This window comes from Chitinophaga sp. CF418, from assembly GCF_900142925.1.
In the GTDB taxonomy this organism is placed as follows: Bacteria; Bacteroidota; Bacteroidia; order Chitinophagales; family Chitinophagaceae; genus Chitinophaga.
Window position 1 is genome coordinate 189,554 of the sequence record NZ_FRCN01000007.1, and the last position, 21,366, is coordinate 210,919.

At 46.9% G+C, this 21,366-nt stretch carries 17 protein-coding genes; 10 read left to right on the forward strand and 7 right to left on the reverse strand.

All coding sequences use genetic code 11. From position 1 onward, the window contains the following. The first annotated feature begins 23 nt into the window (after positions 1-23). The 6 genes from F3I09_RS16895 to preA all read left to right on the forward strand — a co-directional run bounded on the left by F3I09_RS16895 (position 24) and on the right by preA (position 8,679). Positions 24-1,376, forward strand: coding sequence for an aminotransferase class III-fold pyridoxal phosphate-dependent enzyme (locus tag F3I09_RS16895; RefSeq protein ID WP_149696214.1), 1,353 nt, complete (start codon positions 24-26; stop codon positions 1,374-1,376). Positions 1,377-1,799: 423 nt separating this feature from the next. Continuing rightward, a complete protein-coding gene (locus F3I09_RS16900) occupies positions 1,800-3,320 on the forward strand; it encodes an NCS1 family nucleobase:cation symporter-1 (RefSeq protein ID WP_149696215.1) in 1,521 nt (506 codons plus the stop codon). After that, positions 3,304-4,686, forward strand: a complete 1,383-nt coding sequence (gene hydA, locus F3I09_RS16905) for a dihydropyrimidinase (protein WP_149696216.1) — start codon at positions 3,304-3,306, stop codon at positions 4,684-4,686. Before F3I09_RS16900 ends, hydA begins: the two co-directional genes overlap by 17 nt. A gap of 28 nt (positions 4,687-4,714) precedes the next feature. Further along, positions 4,715-5,581, forward strand: a complete 867-nt coding sequence (locus F3I09_RS16910; RefSeq protein WP_188133841.1) for a nitrilase-related carbon-nitrogen hydrolase — start codon at positions 4,715-4,717, stop codon at positions 5,579-5,581. Positions 5,582-5,750: 169 nt separating this feature from the next. Then, positions 5,751-7,112 carry an NAD(P)-dependent oxidoreductase gene (locus F3I09_RS16915; protein ID WP_149696217.1) on the forward strand — a complete coding sequence of 454 codons (1,362 nt, stop codon included), beginning with the start codon at positions 5,751-5,753 and terminating at the stop codon, positions 7,110-7,112. 298 nt (positions 7,113-7,410) lie between these two features. Continuing rightward, on the forward strand, positions 7,411-8,679 hold the full coding sequence (gene preA, locus F3I09_RS16920; RefSeq protein WP_149696218.1) for an NAD-dependent dihydropyrimidine dehydrogenase subunit PreA: 1,269 nt from the start codon (positions 7,411-7,413) through the stop codon (positions 8,677-8,679). A gap of 657 nt (positions 8,680-9,336) precedes the next feature. Here the strand turns inward: preA and F3I09_RS16930 are convergent. Together F3I09_RS16930 and F3I09_RS16935 are read right to left on the reverse strand one after the other, a co-directional pair. Continuing rightward, the gene (locus tag F3I09_RS16930) at positions 9,337-11,847 is read right to left on the reverse strand and encodes a phosphocholine-specific phospholipase C (protein ID WP_149696219.1); all 2,511 of its coding nucleotides are present in this window, start codon (positions 11,845-11,847) and stop codon (positions 9,337-9,339) included. A gap of 326 nt (positions 11,848-12,173) precedes the next feature. Further along, complete coding sequence (locus F3I09_RS16935; protein WP_149696220.1) at positions 12,174-12,422, reverse strand: hypothetical protein; 249 nt, start codon at positions 12,420-12,422, stop codon at positions 12,174-12,176. A 324-nt stretch (positions 12,423-12,746) separates the two neighbouring features. Between F3I09_RS16935 and budA the strand changes: the two genes are divergently transcribed. Both budA and F3I09_RS16945 read left to right on the forward strand, forming a co-directional pair. After that, the gene (gene budA / locus F3I09_RS16940) at positions 12,747-13,619 is read left to right on the forward strand and encodes an acetolactate decarboxylase (protein ID WP_188133842.1); all 873 of its coding nucleotides are present in this window, start codon (positions 12,747-12,749) and stop codon (positions 13,617-13,619) included. 164 nt (positions 13,620-13,783) lie between these two features. Then, entirely contained in the window at positions 13,784-14,308 is a 525-nt protein-coding gene (locus F3I09_RS16945) for a DinB family protein (protein ID WP_149696222.1), read from the forward strand. 58 nt (positions 14,309-14,366) lie between these two features. Here the strand turns inward: F3I09_RS16945 and F3I09_RS16950 are convergent, their stop codons facing one another. Genes F3I09_RS16950 through F3I09_RS16960 form a run of 3 tightly spaced genes read right to left on the reverse strand, consistent with a single transcriptional unit; the run spans position 14,367 to position 16,740 of the window. Beyond that, the gene (locus F3I09_RS16950; RefSeq protein WP_149696223.1) at positions 14,367-14,915 is read right to left on the reverse strand and encodes a DNA-3-methyladenine glycosylase I; all 549 of its coding nucleotides are present in this window, start codon (positions 14,913-14,915) and stop codon (positions 14,367-14,369) included. A gap of 26 nt (positions 14,916-14,941) precedes the next feature. Beyond that, positions 14,942-15,859: an AraC family transcriptional regulator gene (locus tag F3I09_RS16955; protein ID WP_149696224.1), complete on the reverse strand. Its 918-nt coding sequence runs from the start codon at positions 15,857-15,859 to the stop codon at positions 14,942-14,944. Positions 15,860-15,918: 59 nt separating this feature from the next. After that, the gene (locus F3I09_RS16960; protein ID WP_149696225.1) at positions 15,919-16,740 is read right to left on the reverse strand and encodes an SDR family oxidoreductase; all 822 of its coding nucleotides are present in this window, start codon (positions 16,738-16,740) and stop codon (positions 15,919-15,921) included. A gap of 358 nt (positions 16,741-17,098) precedes the next feature. Between F3I09_RS16960 and F3I09_RS16965 the strand changes: the two genes are divergently transcribed. Further along, positions 17,099-17,701, forward strand: coding sequence for a PorT family protein (locus F3I09_RS16965; protein WP_149696226.1), 603 nt, complete (start codon positions 17,099-17,101; stop codon positions 17,699-17,701). Positions 17,702-18,054: 353 nt separating this feature from the next. On the opposite strand, the gene F3I09_RS16970 is transcribed toward F3I09_RS16965, so the two are convergent. Further along, positions 18,055-18,642, reverse strand: a complete 588-nt coding sequence (locus F3I09_RS16970) for a hypothetical protein (RefSeq protein WP_149696227.1) — start codon at positions 18,640-18,642, stop codon at positions 18,055-18,057. Between the two features lie 322 nt (positions 18,643-18,964). Next, positions 18,965-20,293 (reverse strand): hypothetical protein, encoded by a 1,329-nt coding sequence (locus tag F3I09_RS16975; RefSeq protein WP_149696228.1) that lies wholly within the window; start codon positions 20,291-20,293, stop codon positions 18,965-18,967. Between the two features lie 347 nt (positions 20,294-20,640). Here F3I09_RS16975 and F3I09_RS16980 point away from each other — a divergent pair, with 347 nt between their 5' ends. Continuing rightward, positions 20,641-21,366 carry an SDR family NAD(P)-dependent oxidoreductase gene (locus tag F3I09_RS16980; RefSeq protein ID WP_149696229.1) on the forward strand — a complete coding sequence of 242 codons (726 nt, stop codon included), beginning with the start codon at positions 20,641-20,643 and terminating at the stop codon, positions 21,364-21,366.

Sequence of the window (21,366 nt, forward strand, 5' to 3'; positions counted from 1 at the left end):
TTGTTCACCCAAATTGACTGCGTATGTCAGAAAAAGGGACTATATCCCATGCACAGGAGATCATCCAGGAAAACCTGGACTATACCTTATTCTCATGGAGTAAACAAAAGGGCATTGCCCCCATTGCCGTAAAATATGCCGCAGGCGTCTATCTCTATGACTATGACGACAAACGCTATCTCGATTTCTCCTCAGGACTGATCAATGTAAATATCGGCCATGGCCATCCACGTGTTGCAGCCGCTGTCATGAAGCAAATGCAGGAAGTCAGTTATGTCACCCCTGGATGTGTAACAGAAGCGCGTGGTAAACTGGGACATAAATTAGCAGAGATTTCCCCCGGCAATCTGAAAAAGACCTTGTTCACCGTCTGTGGCGCCAGCGCTATAGAGAACGCAATCAAGCTGGCCAGGCTCTATACCGGCCGGCATAAGATCATCGCTCGATACAGAGCTTTCCATGGCGCTTCCTACGCAGCCATGACTGCCGGCGGCGATCCCCGTAAACTGGCACACGACGCCCAGCAGGTGCCGAACATCGTACACGTGGAAGACCCTTATTGCTACCGCTGTCCCTGGGGAAAAGAAATAACTACCTGCAGCCGCGAATGTGTAAGCCACATAGAAAGGGTCATCCAGTTCGAAGGCCCCGAGACTGTAGCTGCCATCCTGATGGAAGGTGAAAGCGGTTCCTCCGGTTGTATCAAATACCCACCGGATTACCTGCAGAAGATCAGGGCCCTCTGCGACAAATATGGCATCCTCCTGATCGCCGATGAGGTCATGAGTGGCTTCGGCAGAACAGGAAAATGGTTCGCCTGCGACCTTCACGGCGTAGTACCCGATATGATCGCTACCGCGAAAGGAATTACCGCCGGATACATCCCCCTGGGGGCTTTAATTGTTAGTGATACAATAGCGGCCCATTTCGACGATAAAACACTCTGGCTGGGATTGACCTATTCCGCGCATCCCGTAGCCTGCGCAGCGGGTGTGGAAGTGCTGAATATCTACGAAGACGAACACCTTATTGAGAACGCCGCCGCAATGGGCGCTTACATAGAACAGGAAGTAGAGAGCATGAAACAGCATCATCCCTGTATCGGCGATTTCCGGAATACCGGCCTGCTGGGATGCATAGAACTCGTTAAGAACCGGGGTACGAAAGAACCAATGGTGCCTTTCAACGCAAAACCAGAAGAAATGGCAGTCATGAACAGAGTGGCTGCCCGGCTCAAGCAGCTGGGAATGTATGCTTTTGTCCGCTGGAACTATGTATTTATTGCACCACCTTTAAGTATCACAAAAGCACAGGTTGACGAAGGGCTCGCAATGATCAGTGATGCGCTCTCAATCGCAGATGAATATGTTCTCTGAAACACTGGGAATTATTTTCTCTGCGGATGTCTGGCCGCGATGTACCTCTCCCGATCATTGGCTGGCGCCACAAACGACAGCAACAAAACGTCAATGACAACAAAACGTCAATCGGCTCCATAGGTGCCGTGTGTCTGTAGCGCGGGATGGCAATCCCGGACCATGATAATCTGGAACCGTGAGAACCCCGGGCAACAAAACGTCAATCGGCTCCGTAGGTGCCGTGTGTTTGTAGCGCGGGGTGATAACCCCGGGTTGTGATAATCCGGACCATGATAATCTGGACCGTGATAACCCCGGGTTGTGATAATCCGGACCGTGATAATCTGGAACGGTGATAACCGGGTCGTGATAACCGGACCGTAATAATCGGACCGTAATAATCCCGGAACGACAACAAAACGAAAAAACAACACAATCATAATGGACGCCCACAACCATAACATCAATCCCATTCCCCGTTCTTCACTCTACAGCGAGGACCTCGCTCCCGTACCTCCATCGCGGCGAACCTGGAACACCTGGAACTACGCCAGCCTCTGGATCAGCATGAGTCTCTGCATCCCGACCTATATGCTGGCCAGTTCCCTGATAGAAGGAGGGATGAACTGGTGGCAGGCTATCCTCACGATCTTCGCCGGTAACACTGTGGTGCTGATCCCTATGATCCTGAATGGTCATGCGGGCGCCAAATACGGCATTCCCTTTCCGGTCTTCGCCCGGGCCAGTTTCGGTACTAAAGGCGCCAATATCCCTGCAATGCTGCGCGCTATCGTCGCCTGCGGATGGTTCGGTATCCAGACCTGGATCGGCGGATTTGCGTTATACCAGATGCTGCATCTGTGGATACCAGGCCTCGCCACATTACCACCAATATTCCCCGCTGCCTTCGGCCTCGCGACAGGTCCTGCTATCTGCTTCCTGTTATTCTGGCTGTTGAACATGTACATCGTCTATTTAGGCATAGAAAGCATCCGGAAACTGCTGGTCTTCAAAGCCATCTTCCTGCCGATAGCTGTACTGGCCTTGCTTTACTGGGCAATAACAGCCGTTGAGGGTGGTCTTGGTCCTATCCTGACACAGCCTTCAAAGTTCACCTCCGGTGCTGCCTTCTGGGCCTTCTTTATTCCCGGCCTCACGGGCATGGTCGGCTTCTGGGCAACATTGTCACTCAATATCCCCGACTTTACCCGCTATGCGGTCAGCCAGAAGGCACAGATCAAAGGACAGGCACTAGGACTGCCCCCGTCCATGACCTTGTTTTCTTTCATCGGTGTGGTAGTAACCTCCGCCACCACTATCGTATACGGCACTACTATCTGGGATCCCGTAGTACTGGCCGGAAAATTCGATAACAAGATCCTCGTTAGCATCGCCATGATCGCCGTGGCTATTTCTACACTGGCCACTAACATCGCTGCGAACATTATCAGCCCCGCCAATGACTTTGCCAACCTGTCGCCTAAAAAGATCAGCTTCCGTACTGGTGGTTATATCACCGGCATCATCGGCATTCTCATTTTCCCCTGGAAATTAGTCGCTGATCCTACCGGGTATATCTTCACCTGGCTGGTCGGTTATTCGAGCTTATTGGGCCCCGTAGGCGGCATTATGATCGCCGATTACTACCTGATACGTAAGCAGCAGCTGGTAGTGGATGAATTGTACGATCCGCAGGGAGCCTACAGTTTCTCCAACGGCTTCAACCGTTATGCGATGTTAGCCCTGGTGCTGGGCATTATACCTAACATCCCCGGTTTCCTTACAACAATCAGGCTCATACCCCCGGATGCTGTTCCCGGCTGGATCACTCAATTATACAGTTATGCATGGTTTGTAGGATTCTTTGTCTCCGGCATCAGTTACTACCTCATCATGCGTTCTTATAGTATCATTACCACTACCGGAAAAAACAACGAAATCAATTATGTCACTGCTGATTAAAAACGGAAGGATCATTACCGCCACGGATGATTACCTGGCGGATATATTGATTGAAGGCGAACAGGTCGCTGCTATCGGTAAAGAACTGATCGCTGATGCCGAACAGACTATCGATGCAGCCGGTATGCTGGTCATGCCCGGAGGGATCGATCCGCATGTACACCTGGACATGCCTTTTATGGGCACTTTCTCCAGCGATACGCACGAAACAGGCACCAGGGCCGCCCTCTTCGGCGGTACCACCACGGTGATCGATTTCGTGTTGCAGAAACAGGGGCACTCCCTGCGGGAAGCACTGGATGAATGGAACAGCAGAGCCCATGGCACTACCGTAGGCGACTATAGCTTCCACATGGCCGTGACCGATTTTAACGCCAATACCAAAGCTGAAATAAAGACCATGGTGGAACAGGAAGGTATCACCTCCTTCAAGACATTCATGGCCTATAAAGGCGCCCTGATGATCGACGACAGGCAGATGACGGCATTAATGCAGGAAGTAAGACAGCAGGGTGGCATGGTGACTGTACACGCTACCAACGGCGACGTCATCGACTACCTCGTAGCAAAACATCTGGCCGAAGGAAATATATCTCCGCTGTATCATTATCTCTCCCAGCCGGAAGTGACTGAAGCAGAAGCTTCCGCCCGCTTCACCGATCTGGCGAACTATACCGGTTGCCCGGGATACATCGTACATCTCACCTGCGAAGGCGCTCTCAACGCGGTACGCAACGCTACCCGCAGAAATCAGAAAGTCTACGTAGAAACCTGTATCCAGTATCTTACACTCGATGCTTCCAAATATGACCAGGGTTTCGAAAGCGCGAAATGGGTCATGAGTCCGCCCCTCCGGGAATTGAAAGACCAGGAAACACTCTGGGCAGGTATCAACCAGGGACTTGTCAATATTGTCGCCACCGATCATTGCCCCTTTATGTGGAAACAAAAGCTGATGGGTGAAAACAATTTCGCAAAGATCCCCAATGGCCACCCCGCCATTGAGAACAGGATGGAACTGCTGTTCAGCGAAGGTGTGAACAAGAACAGGATCACCCTCAACAAATACGTTGAAGTGGCCTGTACCAACCCTGCAAAGATCTTCGGTATGTTCCCCCGCAAAGGGACCATCGCTATCGGTAGTGATGCCGATATCATCATCTTTGATCCGCAACAGAAACATACTATCAGCGCAGACACCCATCACATGCATGTAGACTATTCTGCTTATGAAGGATGGGAGCTTACCGGTAAGGTAAAGACCGTACTCTTAAGAGGCAAAGTAGCCATTGACAACAACGAATGCCTTGTATCCAAAGGCTACGGCCAATTCATCAAACGTAATAAGGTGAGCGGAAAGATCTGAAGAATTCATTACCCTAAAATAGATCCTCATGTCGCGTATTATCAAATCAGGACTTATTCAAATGAGCTTGCCCAAAACAGAAGGCGAGGGAACCATCGAAGAGATCAAAGAGGCCATGTTTCAGAAGCATATCCCGCTGATCGAAGAAGCAGGGGAGAAAGGTGTACAGATCCTCTGCCTGCAGGAGATCTTCAATACGCCTTATTTCTGTCCCGGTCAGGATACCAAATGGTATGCATCAGCCGAAACTGTCCCCGGACCTACTACCGAGAGGATCGCAGCCTATGCAAAAAAGTACAGCATGGTGATCATCGTTCCTGTCTATGAAAAAGAACAGGCAGGCGTACTATACAATACTGCAGCAGTTATCGATGCAGATGGTACTTACCTTGGCAAATACCGGAAGAATCATATCCCGCATACCTCTGGCTTCTGGGAGAAATTCTTCTTTAAACCCGGCAACCTGGGTTATCCTGTCTTCCAGACCAGGTATGCAAAAGTGGGCATCTACATCTGCTACGACCGTCACTTCCCCGATGGCGCCAGGGTACTTGGCCTGAACGGAGCGGAGATCGTATATAATCCATCTGCAACAGTAGCCGGCCTATCCCAGTATCTCTGGAAGCTGGAACAGCCTGCACATGCTGCCGCCAATGGATATTTCATGGGCTGCATCAACAGAGTGGGAGAGGAGAAGCCCTGGAACCTGGGTAAGTTCTACGGATCGTCTTATTTCGTCGATCCCCGCGGACAGATCTTTGCCAGCGCCTCTGAAGATAAGGACGAACTGCTCATCGCCACTTTCGATCTTGACATGATCGACGAAGTGAGAAATGTATGGCAGTTCTTCCGCGACAGAAGACCTGAAACGTATGGTAAACTAACAGAACTGTAAAGAACCGCATTAGCTGGCTGGAAGGTCTGCAACTCGCTGCATGCTGGCTCCGTCTGGAGCAATATGTTTGTAGTCCCGGGTTGCAAACCCGGGGAATAAAATTAAAGGAAGCATACCACATAGACGACAGGCCGGCTCACAAGTGATAAGAGTTCATTAAATCAACTATATGGCAGTACGTAATAACCGATTATCTGCTGAAGAATACCAGCAGCACTTCAGTGACATTCATCCGCCTTTTGAGACGCGCGATGCGGCACTGGTAGAAGCAAACCGCTGCCTTTTCTGTTACGATGCGCCCTGTACCAAAAGCTGCCCCACCAGCATCAATGTCCCTAAATTCATTAAGCAGATCACGACAGACAATCTCAAAGGATCCGCTTACACTATTTTCTCTTCCAACATCATGGGCGGTGGTTGTGCTAAGGTCTGTCCTGTAGAAAAACTTTGTGAAGGCGCCTGCGTATACAACCTCATGGAAGAAGAAGCGATCCCTATTGCCCGTCTGCAACGTTATGCTACAGAAAGGGCGATACAGGAGAAATGGCCTTTGTTCGAAAGAAAACCTTCCATCGGTAAAAAAGTAGCGGTGATCGGCGCAGGACCAGCTGGCCTGAGTTGTGCGCATGCCTTGTCAAGAGAAGGTGTCGATGTAACCATTTATGAGAAGGAAAGCAAAGGCGGTGGTCTCATGACCTACGGTATCGCCGCTTATAAGGTTACCCCGCAGTTCTGCCAGGAAGAAGTAGACTATATTACCTCTATCGGCGGGATTGACATCCAATACAACAAAGAGTTCGGTAAAGACATCACCCTCGATGAGCTGCAGCGGCAATATGATGCCGTTTATCTTGGCTTTGGTGTTGGACTTGCCCGTCAGCTATATATTCCCGGTGAACAATTGGATGGGGTAGTAGATGCTATCAGCTTTATTTACGACATCCGCAATAGCGGCTTTCCTGCCGTTCCCGTAGGCGATCAGGTGGCAGTCATCGGTATGGGCATGACAGCCATTGATGCCGCTACCCAGGCGAAGAGACTGGGAGCAAAAGAAGTGACCCTCGTTTACCGGAGAACCCAACAGGAAATGCCCTGCACAGAAGCAGAGATGAACATCGCATTACTGGATGGTTGCAAAATCATCTGGCTGGCTGCACCTACCGAGATATTGGGAGAAGATGGAAAGGTCGCACAACTGGTCTGCAATGTAGTAAAGCTGGAAGACGCAGCCGGTGGCCGCCGTCAGCTGGTGATCACTGATGAGCAGATCATCTTACCGGTAGATATGGTCATCAAGGCCGCCGGACAAATGCCCTTTGAACAATTAGTACACAGCCACGAGCTAAACAATGATCATGGAAAAATCACCACTACCAGCAATGGCGTCACCAGTATTGCCGGCGTCTTCGCAGGCGGCGATTGTGTGAATGGCGGCAAGGAAGTAGTAGATGCAGTGCAGGCAGGAAAAGACGGCGCTAAGGCAATCCTGGAATATATGCAGAATGAAGAAAGTCCGGAAAGTAATAGCTGAAGGGATAGTGATATCTGATGAATAAGAATGACTACATACAAATGCAGCTGTAAGATCCGAATTAGGTATTGATTTGATGCATGAGATTGACTACATACAAATGCATCCACAAGCTCCGGCCGTAGGCGATTGATCTGATGAATAAGAATGACTACATACAAATGCAGCTGTAAGATCCGAATTAGGTAATTGATTTGAGGCATGAGATTGACTACATACAAATGCATCCAGGCTTTGGCCGTAGGCAATAATTGACAATAACATTTTAAGCTGGTTACAGCATTTAAATACGCTAATTATGGCAGACATTTCAGCAAACTTCCTGGGTATAAAATCGCCCAACCCTTTCTGGTTAGCGAGCGCTCCCCCTACGGATAAAAAATTGAACGTACTCCGCGCCTTCGAGGCCGGTTGGGGTGGGGTAGTATGGAAGACCCTGGGAAGCCAGATAAAAAACGTTTCCTCCCGTTATTCCTCCATAGATTACAATGGCCACCGGGTAATGGGCTTCAACAATATAGAACTGATCAGCGATCGCCCTCTGGACCTCAATCTCAAGGAAATCGCAGAATGCGTCAGGCTCTTTCCCGACCGCGCTATGATCGTTTCCCTCATGGCAGACAACAATCGGGAGAGCTGGCATGAACTGATCAAAAAGGTAGAAGATACCGGTGCTCACGGACTTGAACTGAACTTCGGTTGCCCGCATGGTATGACAGAGCGTGGCATGGGTGCTGCCGTCGGACAAGACCCAGACATTGCAGCCCGTGTTGTGGAATGGGTGATGGAGGCCGCCACTACTCCCGTCATCACCAAGCTGACGCCCAACGTCCACTCTGTAGTCCCTACCGGCCGCGCTGCTGTTAATGCCGGCACCAATGCCTTATCGCTCATTAATACCATCCAGTCTGTCACCGGCGTGGACCTCGATACTTTCGTCCCTAATCCCAATGTCGGCGGACAATCCACCTTTGGCGGCTATTGCGGCCCTGCTGTAAAGCCTATCGCCCTGAAGATGCTCACCACTATCAGCCAGGACCCTGTCACCGCTAAAGTGCCTGTATCCGGCATCGGAGGCATCAGCACCTGGAAAGACGCCGCCGAGTTTATGCTCCTGGGCGCCACCACTGTACAGGTGTGTACTGCTGCTATGCGTTATGGCTTCCGTATCATCGAAGATCTCTGTGATGGTCTGAATAACTGGATGGATGAGAAAGGCTTCAAAACTATTGGCGACTTTATCGGCCGCTCGGTACCTACACTAACGAGCTGGGAAGAGCTGGACATCAATTATCATATCATCGCAAAAATCAACCAGGACAAATGCATTCACTGCGGACTGTGTTATATCAGTTGTGAAGACGGGGCACACCAGGCCATCAACCTGTCATACGGCAACCCATACAACACATATACTGTCAAAGATGAAGAATGTGTAGGCTGTAACTTATGCAAACTGGTATGCCCTGTAGATAATTGCATTACCATGGAGGTACACCGCAGGGGAGATGAATACCTCAACTGGAAAGAATTCCAGCGTAGAGGCCTGCCATTGAATGATCACTGAGGAACCAGGATTTCAAACGCGCTATTCTTTCACCAGGATTTCGAACTCGCTATTCTTTCAATGGTCTTCAACAATACGTCAGGCTCAGTCAGGAGTCCCAGTGTTTGTAGCGCGTCGTGACAACCCCCGGCGGCAATAAACCGGGACGACAATAGACCGGGAAACAAAACGTCAATTGACTCCGCCAGGAGTCACGGTGTTTGTAGCGCGGGGTGACAACCCCGGGACGGCAACCCGGGGCGGCAAAACCCGGGACGACAACCCCGGGCGGCAATAAACCGGGAAACAATAGACCGGGAAACAAAACGTCAATCGACTCCGCCAGGAGTCCCAGTGTTTGTAGCGCGGGGTGACAACCCCGGGGACGGCAACCCCGGGGCGGCAACCCCGGGACGACAACCCCGGGGTGACAACCCCCGGGACGACAACCCCGGGGACGGCAACCCGGGGACGACAACCCCGGGGACGGCAACCCGGGGCGGCAACCCCGGGGCGGCAACCCCGGGACGACAACCCCGGGACGACAACCCCGGGGACGGCACCCCCCGGGACGGCACCCCCCGGGACGACAACCCCGGGTGGCAACCCCGGGGAACAAAACACATGGCAACCCATCTGGTTATAAAACACGGGTAATCCCATTTACAGCAGATACTGTCACACAACACCTCCCATTAATGGATCTGTCTGACTAATCTTCCCCGTCTCCACATGCCCTGCAAACCCCTCAAACATATCTGTTCCCGGAACGCTGACAGTATAATCATACCACTGATGACTTCTGGTTAAATTCAGCACAACGTTCACCGTTTCCTGCGGAGCCACGGTGCGCTTCACCATGCCATTCTTATAGCTGTTATCCTTTATCTCAACAATGTGAGCCTTCGTATCATAATTGGTGATGCTGACGATGATATTACCCGTCAGTGCTGCTGTATTCATTTTACTCTTCTCGTAATGTGTTTCTATCTTCAGCTGCGGATTGTTCTTGCTTCCTGCAAATTCACGATAGAAACCATTCGGTGCATATACTCTCAGGTGATAATTCCCCTTGTCAAAATCATTCAATGCCCATTCGTCAACCAGTGTGTCACCCGGCGCGGTAGCATATTGCCAGGTACGCAGTACCTCCTGTTTGTAAGGCTGCATGGCATATACCATAAAAGGAGCACCGGAAGCGCGGTTGCCAAAAGCGGTATTTGCCGCATTAAAGCTGATGCTGTAGCTGTTCTTCTCCTTATTGAACTGGCCATTTACCAGCAGTTCATAAGGCACAGCGCAAGCCTGCCGTGTACCTTTCTCCTGTTTGGGAAAGTACGATGACCGTAAATGATCTTTATTGATCTGGTCAATCTCCGATTCGGTCAGTGCCTTGAAGTTATCAGGCGTCTGCTTGAACTTTGTGCTATAGATCTTTTCTATGAATGCCTGTTTCTGCAGGAACTGCGGACTATCGATCTTTTCTCCGTTATAAGGCCTGAAGGCAGCTGTAAGGTCTCCACAGATGGTGCGTCTCCACGCTGTGATATTCTCTTCCTTCACTTGTTTATTAAACTTCTTCGCTATAAAGTTCTCCAGGAATTGTAAAGAAGAGGTATGATCAAACAGCTCGGAACAAACATATCCGCCTCTTGTCCATGGAGAAGCAATGACCATAGGAACCCTGTATCCCAGTCCGATGGAGCTCTCTCTGATCCTGTCGGCCATAGCTGAAGGATTGGTCTGCTGCTCTTTCGTCGCAAAATCCATTTTAGGGTCTATACCCTGAGATACTTTGCCGGTATGCTCTTTATAAGGATTGGGTACCGCATATGGTACCACATGGTCAAAGAAACCATCATTCTCATCATAAGTAAGAACAAAGATCGTTTTCTTCCACACTTCCGGATTCTGCAACAGGATCTCCATCACTTCATTTACATACCAGGGACCAAACCACGGTTCTCCCGGATGGTCTGAGAAGTTGGCGGGCGACATGAGCCAGGATACAGTAGGCAGGGTACCATTCTTCACATCTTCCCTGAACTGGTGAAGGATGTCTCCTTTAGGAACATTCAGCTCTCTGCCGGTACCGTCATCCTCATATTTTATGGTGGTCAGCTCATGGTAGTGCGGATCATTACTGTTTACTGTAAATGCCCTGGCATTGAGTTTCCTTTCTGCTTCCGGAAGCTTATTGTAGGCCTCCAGGGTATATTGTAGCTTCTCTTCTTCTATTTTGGCCAATACTTTCTTTGCAGCAGCCAGTTTGAGATTGATCGCATCTGATGCCGGTTCTTTTTCCAGGCGTTCTATCTCCTGAAGGATATTGGCTTTCTTGAGATCAAGATTGGCAATACTACCCGGATGTAGCCGTATGTTGAACTGTTTGTAATACTCCAGTATGTTACAGCCGAAGTTACTAAGCCAGTCATTTTCTTCCCCTTTCAGACCAAATCCCATGGTCACCTCATTCTGGTATACTTTCCAGGAAATACCATTCTCTTCCAGGCGTTCGGGATACGTTTTCCATTCCAGTTCAGGAGTAGCATAATTGCTAATGTTCCACAGATGCGCTATTCCGGCCGGTTCGTTCTTTTCACGCACAGTACCTGTCATCCAGTAATAACGGTTAGGGTGCGTACCGGTGATGCTGGAACAGAAGTTCTGGTCACAGATCGTAAAGGCATCCGCCAATGAGTAATAGAACGGAAAATCAGCACGGTCGCAATATCCCATTGTCAGCGGGACATCGGCATATTCCTTCCTGGATGTCTTTTTCACGTCCAGCCAGCGGTCATATTTACCATCATTGCGTGCATCTGTCTGATCCGTCCAGTTATGCGGTGTTGATCCCATCCAGGGCACTTTGGTGTCCATGGTGTTGAGTCGGAAAGGAGCATAGGTCTTACCTTCTTTGTTCGATTGCAACCATACCTTGTTCTGGTTGCTTAACCGGATAGCCCTGGGATCGTTAAAGCCCCTTACTCCCTGCAATGCACCGAACAGGTGATCGAAAGAGCGGTTTTCCTGCATAAGGAATACAATATGCTCTGCATCGTAAAATGTACTGCCCGGCTCCGGGTTAATAGCTAATGCGCGCTGTATTGCCGGTGGCATTGCACTGGCAAGGGCAGCACTTCCTGATAATAGCGCTGCTTTTTTTAGAAAATCTCTGCGGGTATCCATATTTTTCACTTGATAATATTAGCATGAATGACGGGCTCCCAGCTGGACCTGATAAGGAAGTTCCGTTTTCAACTCCCGGGTTCTCATGAACACGATTTGTGAGTAGCCTGATTGAATCCGTTTACAAAAAGCAGCCTGATCTCACCCAGGTTGTAATTTACTCCCCGGTTCCTGGTCAGGAGATTGGCGAAGATAGAAATAGCGATCCTAAAGGTCAACCCCCGTATTTTAAATGTTTTTTAAGTTTTCAGGAATCCACTTTAAACGCAAAAATCCACCAGCGAAGGTGGATCTTTGTGTTTAAAGCGGATGGATGGTCTCAGATATTATATCCAGTAATGCCTGGAATAAGCTTCTTTATCTATCACCCTTATAATAGTCTCTTCAACAATATCTTCTTCATTACATGTTTTCACGATAAAGGAAATCAGGGGCTTGTCACATGAACGGATACGCTCAGCAACGATCGCTTCTATTGACTTACCTACCTGTTCGGGCGTGATCGTTACCATCTCCTGTTTCCTGTTCTCAGCGGGTATACCTTCTACGATCATCATTTCAATAACACTGGTCATTTTTCTAATAGGTTTTATTTATAATAAAAGATAAGGCTGGTTAATTACCTTTATGTCTCATTCACAGTTTGTTTTGACACTACAAAGGAAATACGATTTCCCGCGCAGTACCATCCCCAATACCGAGGATGCAAGGTATATATGGGTTCCCCATCTTTGGGGATTTTAATATTACATTAGTTGACAGACATTTGCATACAAATAGTCATGTTAAATGTCTACGCTTAAGCAGAAGATCTGATGGGGGATCTTTCCGCTTAATGGTCGTCCCGGTTCATGCAGGACGACTTTTTATTGAATTACCATTATCCAATCATAAATGACATGACACAAGCATTCAATTACACAAGGACCGGATCATTACTGATACTCCTGCTATTAGGATCACTCTCTTCCTTACAGGCACAGAAGCAGACCAGCGAAAACAGGAATACCACCACCGCTAAGAGATTCCCGGGGCACAAAAAAGCAACAGGCAGTAACGTAAAATATAACACGCTTTTCCAATACGGCGTTGCCGATGCCTTTATCGGGGGAGTGTTCGATGGCAATTACACCTGGAACCAGTTAAAACAACAGGGCGACTTCGGTCTGGGTGCTCCGGATCAGCTGGACGGGGAACTGACCATCTGCGATGGGAAAGGCTATCAGACGCAATCCACCGGTAAAACCACACAGGTAACAGACGGTTTCAAGACTTCCCTGGCTTTCGTTACCTTTTTTAAAGCAGATACTACCTTCATCGTTAATGGCACCCAGGACCAGGCAGCCGCTTTTAAGCAGATAGATACCTATCTGAAGAAGAAGAACGGCATGTACGCCATCAGGATCTCCGGTAGTTTTAATCAGCTGAAAACAAGGGCTTTCCCTCCTCCGCAGCAGCCTTATGCGCCCCTGGCCACCCTGCTGAATACCCAGCAATTCTTCGATATAAAGAACACCAAAGGGGTACTGGTAGGATATAAACTGCCGGCCTATATTAACGGACTTAGCATCGAAGGCTATCACTTTCATTTCCTGTCAGACGACCGTACCCAGGGAGGACATATGCTCAGCTTCTCAGGAAACGATTTGAAGGTGGAAGTGGCGGAACTGAAGGACTTTCACATGACGGTGCCGGACGACGGCTCCTTTATGAACTACGAGTTTAAAAAGAAGCAAAATATTGATCTGGAGAAAGTTGAGAAGGGGCATTAAGCCCCTTTTTTTATTCCTTGCCTGCTATCTATCGAAATATTTAGTTCGGTCAATAAATCTTGTATATTTGCCGCGGTATTACATTATAATCGGGCAGCGGACCAGCATGTCCCTGCTTGTACCACCATTTTGCTTCATTTGTACACCGCTCAAAATAAATTATCATGAGTACGCAAACGGAAAACACAGCAATAGCGCAGACGGCACAGATCCTTTCTCAGATCCTGACTACCTGGAAGTCAAATAATGCCCGGGTAACGACATTCTTCAACCAGTACCAGGATGATTTTTACCTGCAGGAAGTTGCTCCCGGACGTAGCAGGGGCATATACCTGTTGGGGCACCTGGTATCATCAAGTGACGGCCTGCTGCCATTATTAGGCATTAGTGAAAGACTGTATCCTCAATTGGAAAAGCTTTTCAGCACCAACCCGGACAGGGCTTTTGATGATATTCCATCTATGGCGGAATTAAGAGAATACTGGGAGAAAGTAAACAGTACACTGGCTGATCATTTCAGCAAAATGCAGCCACAGGATTGGTTGTCCAGGCACACGAAGGTATCGGAGGAAGACTTTGCCAAAGAGCCTCACCGGAATAAATTAAACGTATTGCTTAGCCGCACCACACATATCAGCTATCATATGGGGCAGCTGATCTTCCTGAATAAGAAAGAAGCTGCTGTATAATCCTTATTTCGGGCTCATTGCTGTACCGGAAGGGAGGGTAATGGGCCCGGAATCAGTTTTATTTGGCCATCCACAATGGTTTCGCCTGCTGTACTTTTTTATAGATCGCACAGCTGGAAGTATGGGCTCCCGGAAGATAACCTGTGCTCAGCAGAAATTCATTCACAATCTCTCCGCCGGTGAACTTAAATGTCTTCTTAAATAATTTCACCCATTCCTCTTTTGTTTTTGGATGCTGCAATTCCAGCCATTTTTCAAAGGAACCGTATTCCTTTTGCAGCTGGAGGATGGTTTTGGCATTTTCTATTGCGGCGTTGATCTTTAACCGGTTCCTGATGATGCCGGGATCAGCCATCAGTCTTTCCCTGTCAGCCTCGGTATAGGCAGCAACCTTTTTAATATTGAAATTGCTGTATGCTTTCCTGAAGCTGGTTTCCTTTTTCAGAATAGTTTCCCAGCTCAGTCCTGCCTGGTTTATTTCCAGTATCAGGCGGCAGAATAATTCATTATCGTCATGTATGGGAAAGCCGTAGTACTGGTCGTGATAAGTTTTGTGTATTGCCTTTTTTTCTTCAGACATGTACCCGATCGCGCTGCAATATGACATATGTGATCCTTCTAAAGTTTATATGATTAGTTAAATGATGTTCTGTATTCAATGGGAGACATCTTTGTCTTGCGTTTAAAGATCTTGTTAAACGACTGTGGATGTTCAAATCCCAATTGATAAGCTATTTCAGCGATAGTCAGGTTGGTGGTACTGAGTATTTCCTTCGCCTTTTCAATAAGCTTGTTATGTATATGTTGCTGTGTGTTTTGCCCTGTGAGTGTGCGGAGCATATCGCTCAGGTAATGCGGTGTTACGTTCAATTGTGCAGAAATATCCTGCACGGTTGGCAGCCCTTTCATCAATGCTTTATCGGAGTCAAAGTGTTCAGACAACAGTGTTTCCAGTTTTGTCAGCAGATCATGACTGGCTGCTTTCCTGGTGATGAACTGCCTGCTATAAAAGCGTTTGCTGTAGTTCAGCAATAACTCTATATGAGAGATCATCACTTCCTGGCTGAAATGATCTATCGCTGATTCCAGTTCTTGTTGAATATTTTTGAAGATACCAGTGATGATCTCTTTTTCTTTTTCTGAAAGATATAAAGCTTCTGCTACGGAATAGGAGAAGAAGCTATAGTTCTTAATATGGGTTCCCAGCGGGAAGTTCCTGATAAAGTCAGGATGGAACAACAGCGTATATCCGCCGTAATCCGCTTCTTCCTCAGCAGCTGAAATCAGCTGGTTGGGAGAGATGAAGGATAATCCGCCTTCATCAAAGTCATAGTAATTCTGTCCGTATCTGACTTTGCCACTAAAGCTCTTTTTGAAAGATATCTTGTAGAAATTCAGTACCATACCTTTTGCAATGTCCGTGTTATCTGTTTTAACGTTGGCATAATCGACCAGGCTAACCAGCGGATGCAGCGGTTTAGGCAAGCCCAGGGTGCGGTGCAGCTCCGATATGGAATTAAAGATATATGGCTGTTTTGTTGCTGATTTCATACTTTATATGTTAAGGCATGAAATTCTCCGGACAAGAATTTCATGCCAAGTTAGTCAAATTAGACCTTACTATACGGACTTTTAAGACCAAGATATGTCATGAGCTCCTTTCTGTAGGTTTCTGCTCCCTGTTTTTCTCTTTTGGTGTAAGTCCTAATTGCATCCAGGCCGGCAAGGTAGCGAAGCTGGTCTTTCCCATCCGTGGCGGCTTCATATACCACTACTGCAATAACCTCCGGCTCGGAGAATTCCATCAGTGTACCATCTGTAAATCCCACTGCCATTCTTTCCGCCATCGCGTCATAGGCTTTATCCTGTACCACCTGCATGACGTTCATATAATTGCTTTTGATACCGCCGGGAGCTACCGTTTTGATGCCGACATTGAACTGTGCCAGATCGTAGGACATGCTTTCACTCCAACCTTCCAGCGCCCATTTGGAAGCGTTGTACACTGAACACAACGGATAAGTGGCTAGTCCGCAGATGGAAGTGGTGGTAATAAACAGACCGCTTCCTTTTTGTTTAAAGTAGGGAATGAAGGCTTTGGTAACTCGTAGCACACCAAAGAAATTGGTATCGAACTGGCGGAAGATCTGCTCTTCCGTATATAGTTCGAGGGGGCCAATCAGGCCATAGCCTGCATTGTTGAATACAACATCAATATCCGCCAGCTGGATAGCCTCCTGTACGGTAGCTTCAACCTGTTCAGGATTTGTCACATCTAATGGCAGGAGAATGACGTTTTTCAATACGGACAATTCAGTTTCTTTTTCGGGCGAACGCATCGTAGCTATTACCCGCCAGCCCCTGGACTGGAAAAGTTTAGCGGTTGTTTTCCCTAATCCGGCAGATGCGCCTGTAATGAAGATCGTTTTCATTGTTTTCAAGATTTGATACTGCAAAGTTGGGCGGATCGGGCAGAGGGAGTGTTGCCAGAATGGAGCTTATTGTAGCCAAAATGAACACAGCCTGGATTTTTGCAATACAAGAAGCTGCACAGGTCTGGCCTTCAACATTGGTATCCGCATTGGTGTACACCCCAAGAAAAATCGTAACATCGAAATAAGACTGTTATATATGAGGGGTGGTACTCCATATACGCCTCACTTTGGGGATCTTGGCTTCCTGTATAACTTCTAAAGGAAAAATCAAATTTGTCCTCGATTTCCGCAATTAAATGTCCCAACGTATATTTGCCGGACTATATTGCGCACTATTTTTAAATACCCTTTACCCATGAAAAGAATTTTTTTGTTAGCCGCCATCTGTCTGGCGGGGGCCAAATCGTCAGTAGCACAGCGTTTTATCCATGGCGCCGGTGTTGGTATCTTTGTAGAAGATGCGAAAATGACGGACGCTAAAGGCAGTTTTACATTGACGTATTCGCCGCGCCTCAGTTTTGCGGAAACGGAAAACACCTCGCTGTCTATAGGTATTCCGCTGAACATTGGTTTTTCCGGTTCCTACAATGCTGTCTACACCAGTAATGATTATTACGAAGAGAATACTCTTGGTTACATGATCAATGTCCCACTGATGTTCAATTTTAACATTGGCGCCGGCTCTGCCCAGGGCTGTAAGGACAGGATGGGATTCTTTATCGGTGCTGGTTATGCTTATCATATTGGGTCTGTAGATGAAATTCTGCATGATGAATACGGATATGAGTATACCGATTCAAAGACCGAAAGTTCCACAGGTCTGGCTGCCAATATTGGTCTGCGTATCGGTGTGGGCTACAAGAAGAAGCGTAACATCGAAATAAGAACTTCATACATGAGAGGCATGACTTCATATAAGCCTCACGTTTTCGGTGTTAACTGCCTGTTTAACTTCTAGTATCGTATCATCAGATTTATAGAGCCGTCTCCATGATAAATGAAGACGGCTTTTTTTATGTGAATGATAAGTACCCGGTATTGTTTATCTGGCTTAATGTCCAATAACGTGGGTATTGAGGTGGTTTACAGTAACAGGTGTTTCTAACCAGCATACAACCAGCATACAACCAGCATATGACTAGCATTATCCTTCGTTAATCCTTCGTTCCGAACGAAAGATTAACGAAGGATAATGCTAGTCATATGCTGGCTGTATGCAAGCCATATGCACCCTGGATATAACATCTATCTAACCCGGAAATAAAAAGGGCCCAGTCTCCTGAGCCCTTTTTTACTTGAATATTTCAGCAATTATTTGATCCTTTTAGCGATCAGCTTACCAATTTCCTTACCAGCTTTTGCATAAGCCTCACCGATACGGCTGGCACTATCGAACTGTCCTTTACCACCTTTTACTTCTTCCATAGTGATCTTGCACAGCGCTTTCTTCATGTCGGCAGAATCATAAATGGCGATTTCCAGGTTCAGTTCAGCTGCGCCGGAAGAAATACCTACATTGTAACCAGGCTCAATGAACTTGGTGTTTACTACCATGGTATATTTTTCTTTGGTGTCTTCGTTTAAAGGCCAGTCTGTGTACTTGGACAGCAGTTTGATAAATCTTGGCTTGTAGCTTTTTTCTTTGTCTGCATGCCAGTTCTCTTCCCAGGTAGCACCGGATCCTGGTTCTTTGGCATCCTTTTCAGCCTTTTTCCTTTTGATGTAATTGGCTTCTTTGCCTTCTTTACCTACAGTCAGATTGTCGTAAACAAAGGTAACGTTTACGCCGGTAGCTCCTTTCAGAAAAGCGAGGTCTCCTTTAACAATTTCCTGGGCATGAACTTTACAGGTTGCAGCTACTGCTCCTGCAAGCACAAAAAGTGCGAATAATTTTTTCATAGTGTAAGGGGATATAAAATTTACGGCACAAATATAGGATATATATTATATAATTGACTGTGCATCAGGCGAAATAATTAAAAATACTCATAAAAATTTTTATAGGTTATGGTAGCTCTGTCGGATAGGGCTACTAACGTGGTAGTATAAATATATCAGAAAACATATCAAACCCGTCAGGCGCAGCGATGCGAATATATTTTAAGCCCATTTCGAATAGAATTCCCTCAATCATTACTCAACTAAGGGTAATAATATCTCCATTAACTTATCTGCGCATCACATTCCTTTATTCCGCTGATCTTACGGTTGTTATTTTGGTCTATTGAAAGGGGAGTGGTCTTACAAAACTCCTGTAATAATCAACGTCAATCTCTACCAGATCGTTTGCAGCCTTATATTCCGGATATTCTTTATTAGACGCATATTTTACTGCCTGCATAAACTGATCAACATAAGCCTGATTCTTTTTAGCCGCTGTAGCCTTATCAATGATGTCAGAGTTGGACAACATGGTTGTTTCCAGGTAGAGTATCTTATCTCTCTTGCTACTGGTATAAAATCCCAGGAAGCAATGATTATGTGTCAGTACCATAACAGTTGATATATTAATGGCTCTTAATAAGGAAGCAAATACCACGGTTCCATCAACACAATTCGCCTGATTTGTTTTCATAGAGTTATCAAAGGTCCGCACTGCCTGACTGGCTAGAACATTGGTACTGTTGGTTGATGTTGCAGTAATGCTGCTATATTGAAACCCCCTGTCATGTAATACCTTCCAGATGGCTGCTACCTGTAGGATGGTATTGACATCATCGCCCTGGTATCCACTTATGGCGGAGATGAGCTTTGTCTTCAAAGCGTCTTTTAATATTTTATCAATCTCCGGATGTTGCTCCTGGATAAAGGCAGTAAACAGAAAGTCGAATTTCTGTTCATGATAGCGATAAATACAATCATTAATACTGCGCATGAATAACGGAACAGACTTTTCCACCTTGTTGCCGTCTTCATCATATAGCCGGAAGATGATATTAATTGGAGAGCTGGAAACCTGTTTTGCAAGTGTTGACATATTCCAGGGAATGTTCGGCATAAAATATACTTCCTGACCTGCCTGCTGAAACATGAAATCTCCGCTTACCTTGTCAAAGTATGACTTATCGGTGCTCTCAATTTCCCACTTTAAGGGAATGTAGGAGCTATTGCTGAGGAATCTGAATCCTAAAGCACTGCTCTTGACTGAGTTCATAAATGCATTATCGATAGTACCCCTGTAATCAGCCATGCTTATCACCATCGATGGAAATATCTGTCCATCAAAGTATGCAATAGGCTCCCATTTTATATTAGTGAAATCTCCCTTTTTAAATTTTGGTTTGGTTGTTTGGTCTGGCGGCACTGAGGGTTGAGGAGTACCGCTCTTTACCACCTTTACGTGTTTATTAAACTGATCCGTAGTCCTTTTGGTAGCATCGATAAATACTCCAACGGTTCTCATCGTTTCTGTGCCGGTTCTAAGCGCGTCATTGGCATCTTTCAGGATTTTCGGTAGCTGGGCATGAAGGTTTGAGGAAAACGTTATTATTATAATGGTAAGCAGGAAATATTGCATCAACCTCATCGGGTGGAATTGTTTGGTTTGCATCTTAATAGTTTTTGAGCGTGTGGTATCACATTCTATAGTGTCAAAACAGATACAGAATGGTATATGGGGATGTTGGCCGTAATAATCTAAAGTACGATCAGAGTGATCCTGGTATTATGCTCCCGTATCTTCCACCACAAAGTTATTTTATACTTTTTGCCCAATTGGTTAATGATCTGTTAACCAATTAGTAGTGATCATAGCATTGCAATTTTGATGATATTGTTGGTGGGTGTCATATGATGAATAACTGTTACTGTTTAAGACTGTTATTGCATACCCGGATCTGTGATGACATTCTATATTTGTGCGGGCGGATTTCAGTGAAGAGTTCCTATATTTAGCTTATGCAAAGAAAAACTGTTCTCCTGCTCGGCGCTAATTCGGATGTAGCAAAAGCTGCCATCCTCCGGTATACGGCCAAAGGTTTCCGTGTGATGGCAGCCTCCCGTAGCACCGATGCGCTTTATACGTTTGTTGACCAGCAGCAGTCCCTGAAGGAACTGGTAACTGTACTTTATTTTGATGCTACAGATTTTGACAGCCATGCTGGCTTTTATGAACAGTTGCCGGAGAAACCACATATCGTGGTGTATGCAGCTGGCTACCTCAAAGATAATGAAGAGGCCTTAATGGATTTTCCAGGTAGTTTTAGGATGATGCAGGTGCACTACGCCGGGGCTGTATCCATTCTTAACATTATTGCCATGGATAGAGAGAACGCCCGGCTGGAAAGAATTATAGGCTTATCTTCCCTTTCCGGGGTGCGCGGGAGGAGGAGTAATTTTATCTACGGGAGTACAAAGTCGGCCTTCACACAATACCTGGCTGGTTTGAGACAGTACCTGTTTAAGAGCCGGGTCACCGTAAATGTGATCGTGGCCGGTTACATCCGCAGTAAGATGACTGCCGGACTGGACCTGCCGGAATCGCTGATGCTGGAACCGGACTTTGTCGCAAAGGCGGTGGTCGAAGCTGGTAACAGGTTTGTAATTGTACCTGGATTTAAATGGAAGATCATTTACACGGCATTGAAATGGATGCCGGAACGCCTGGTGGCAAAGTTGCCCTGA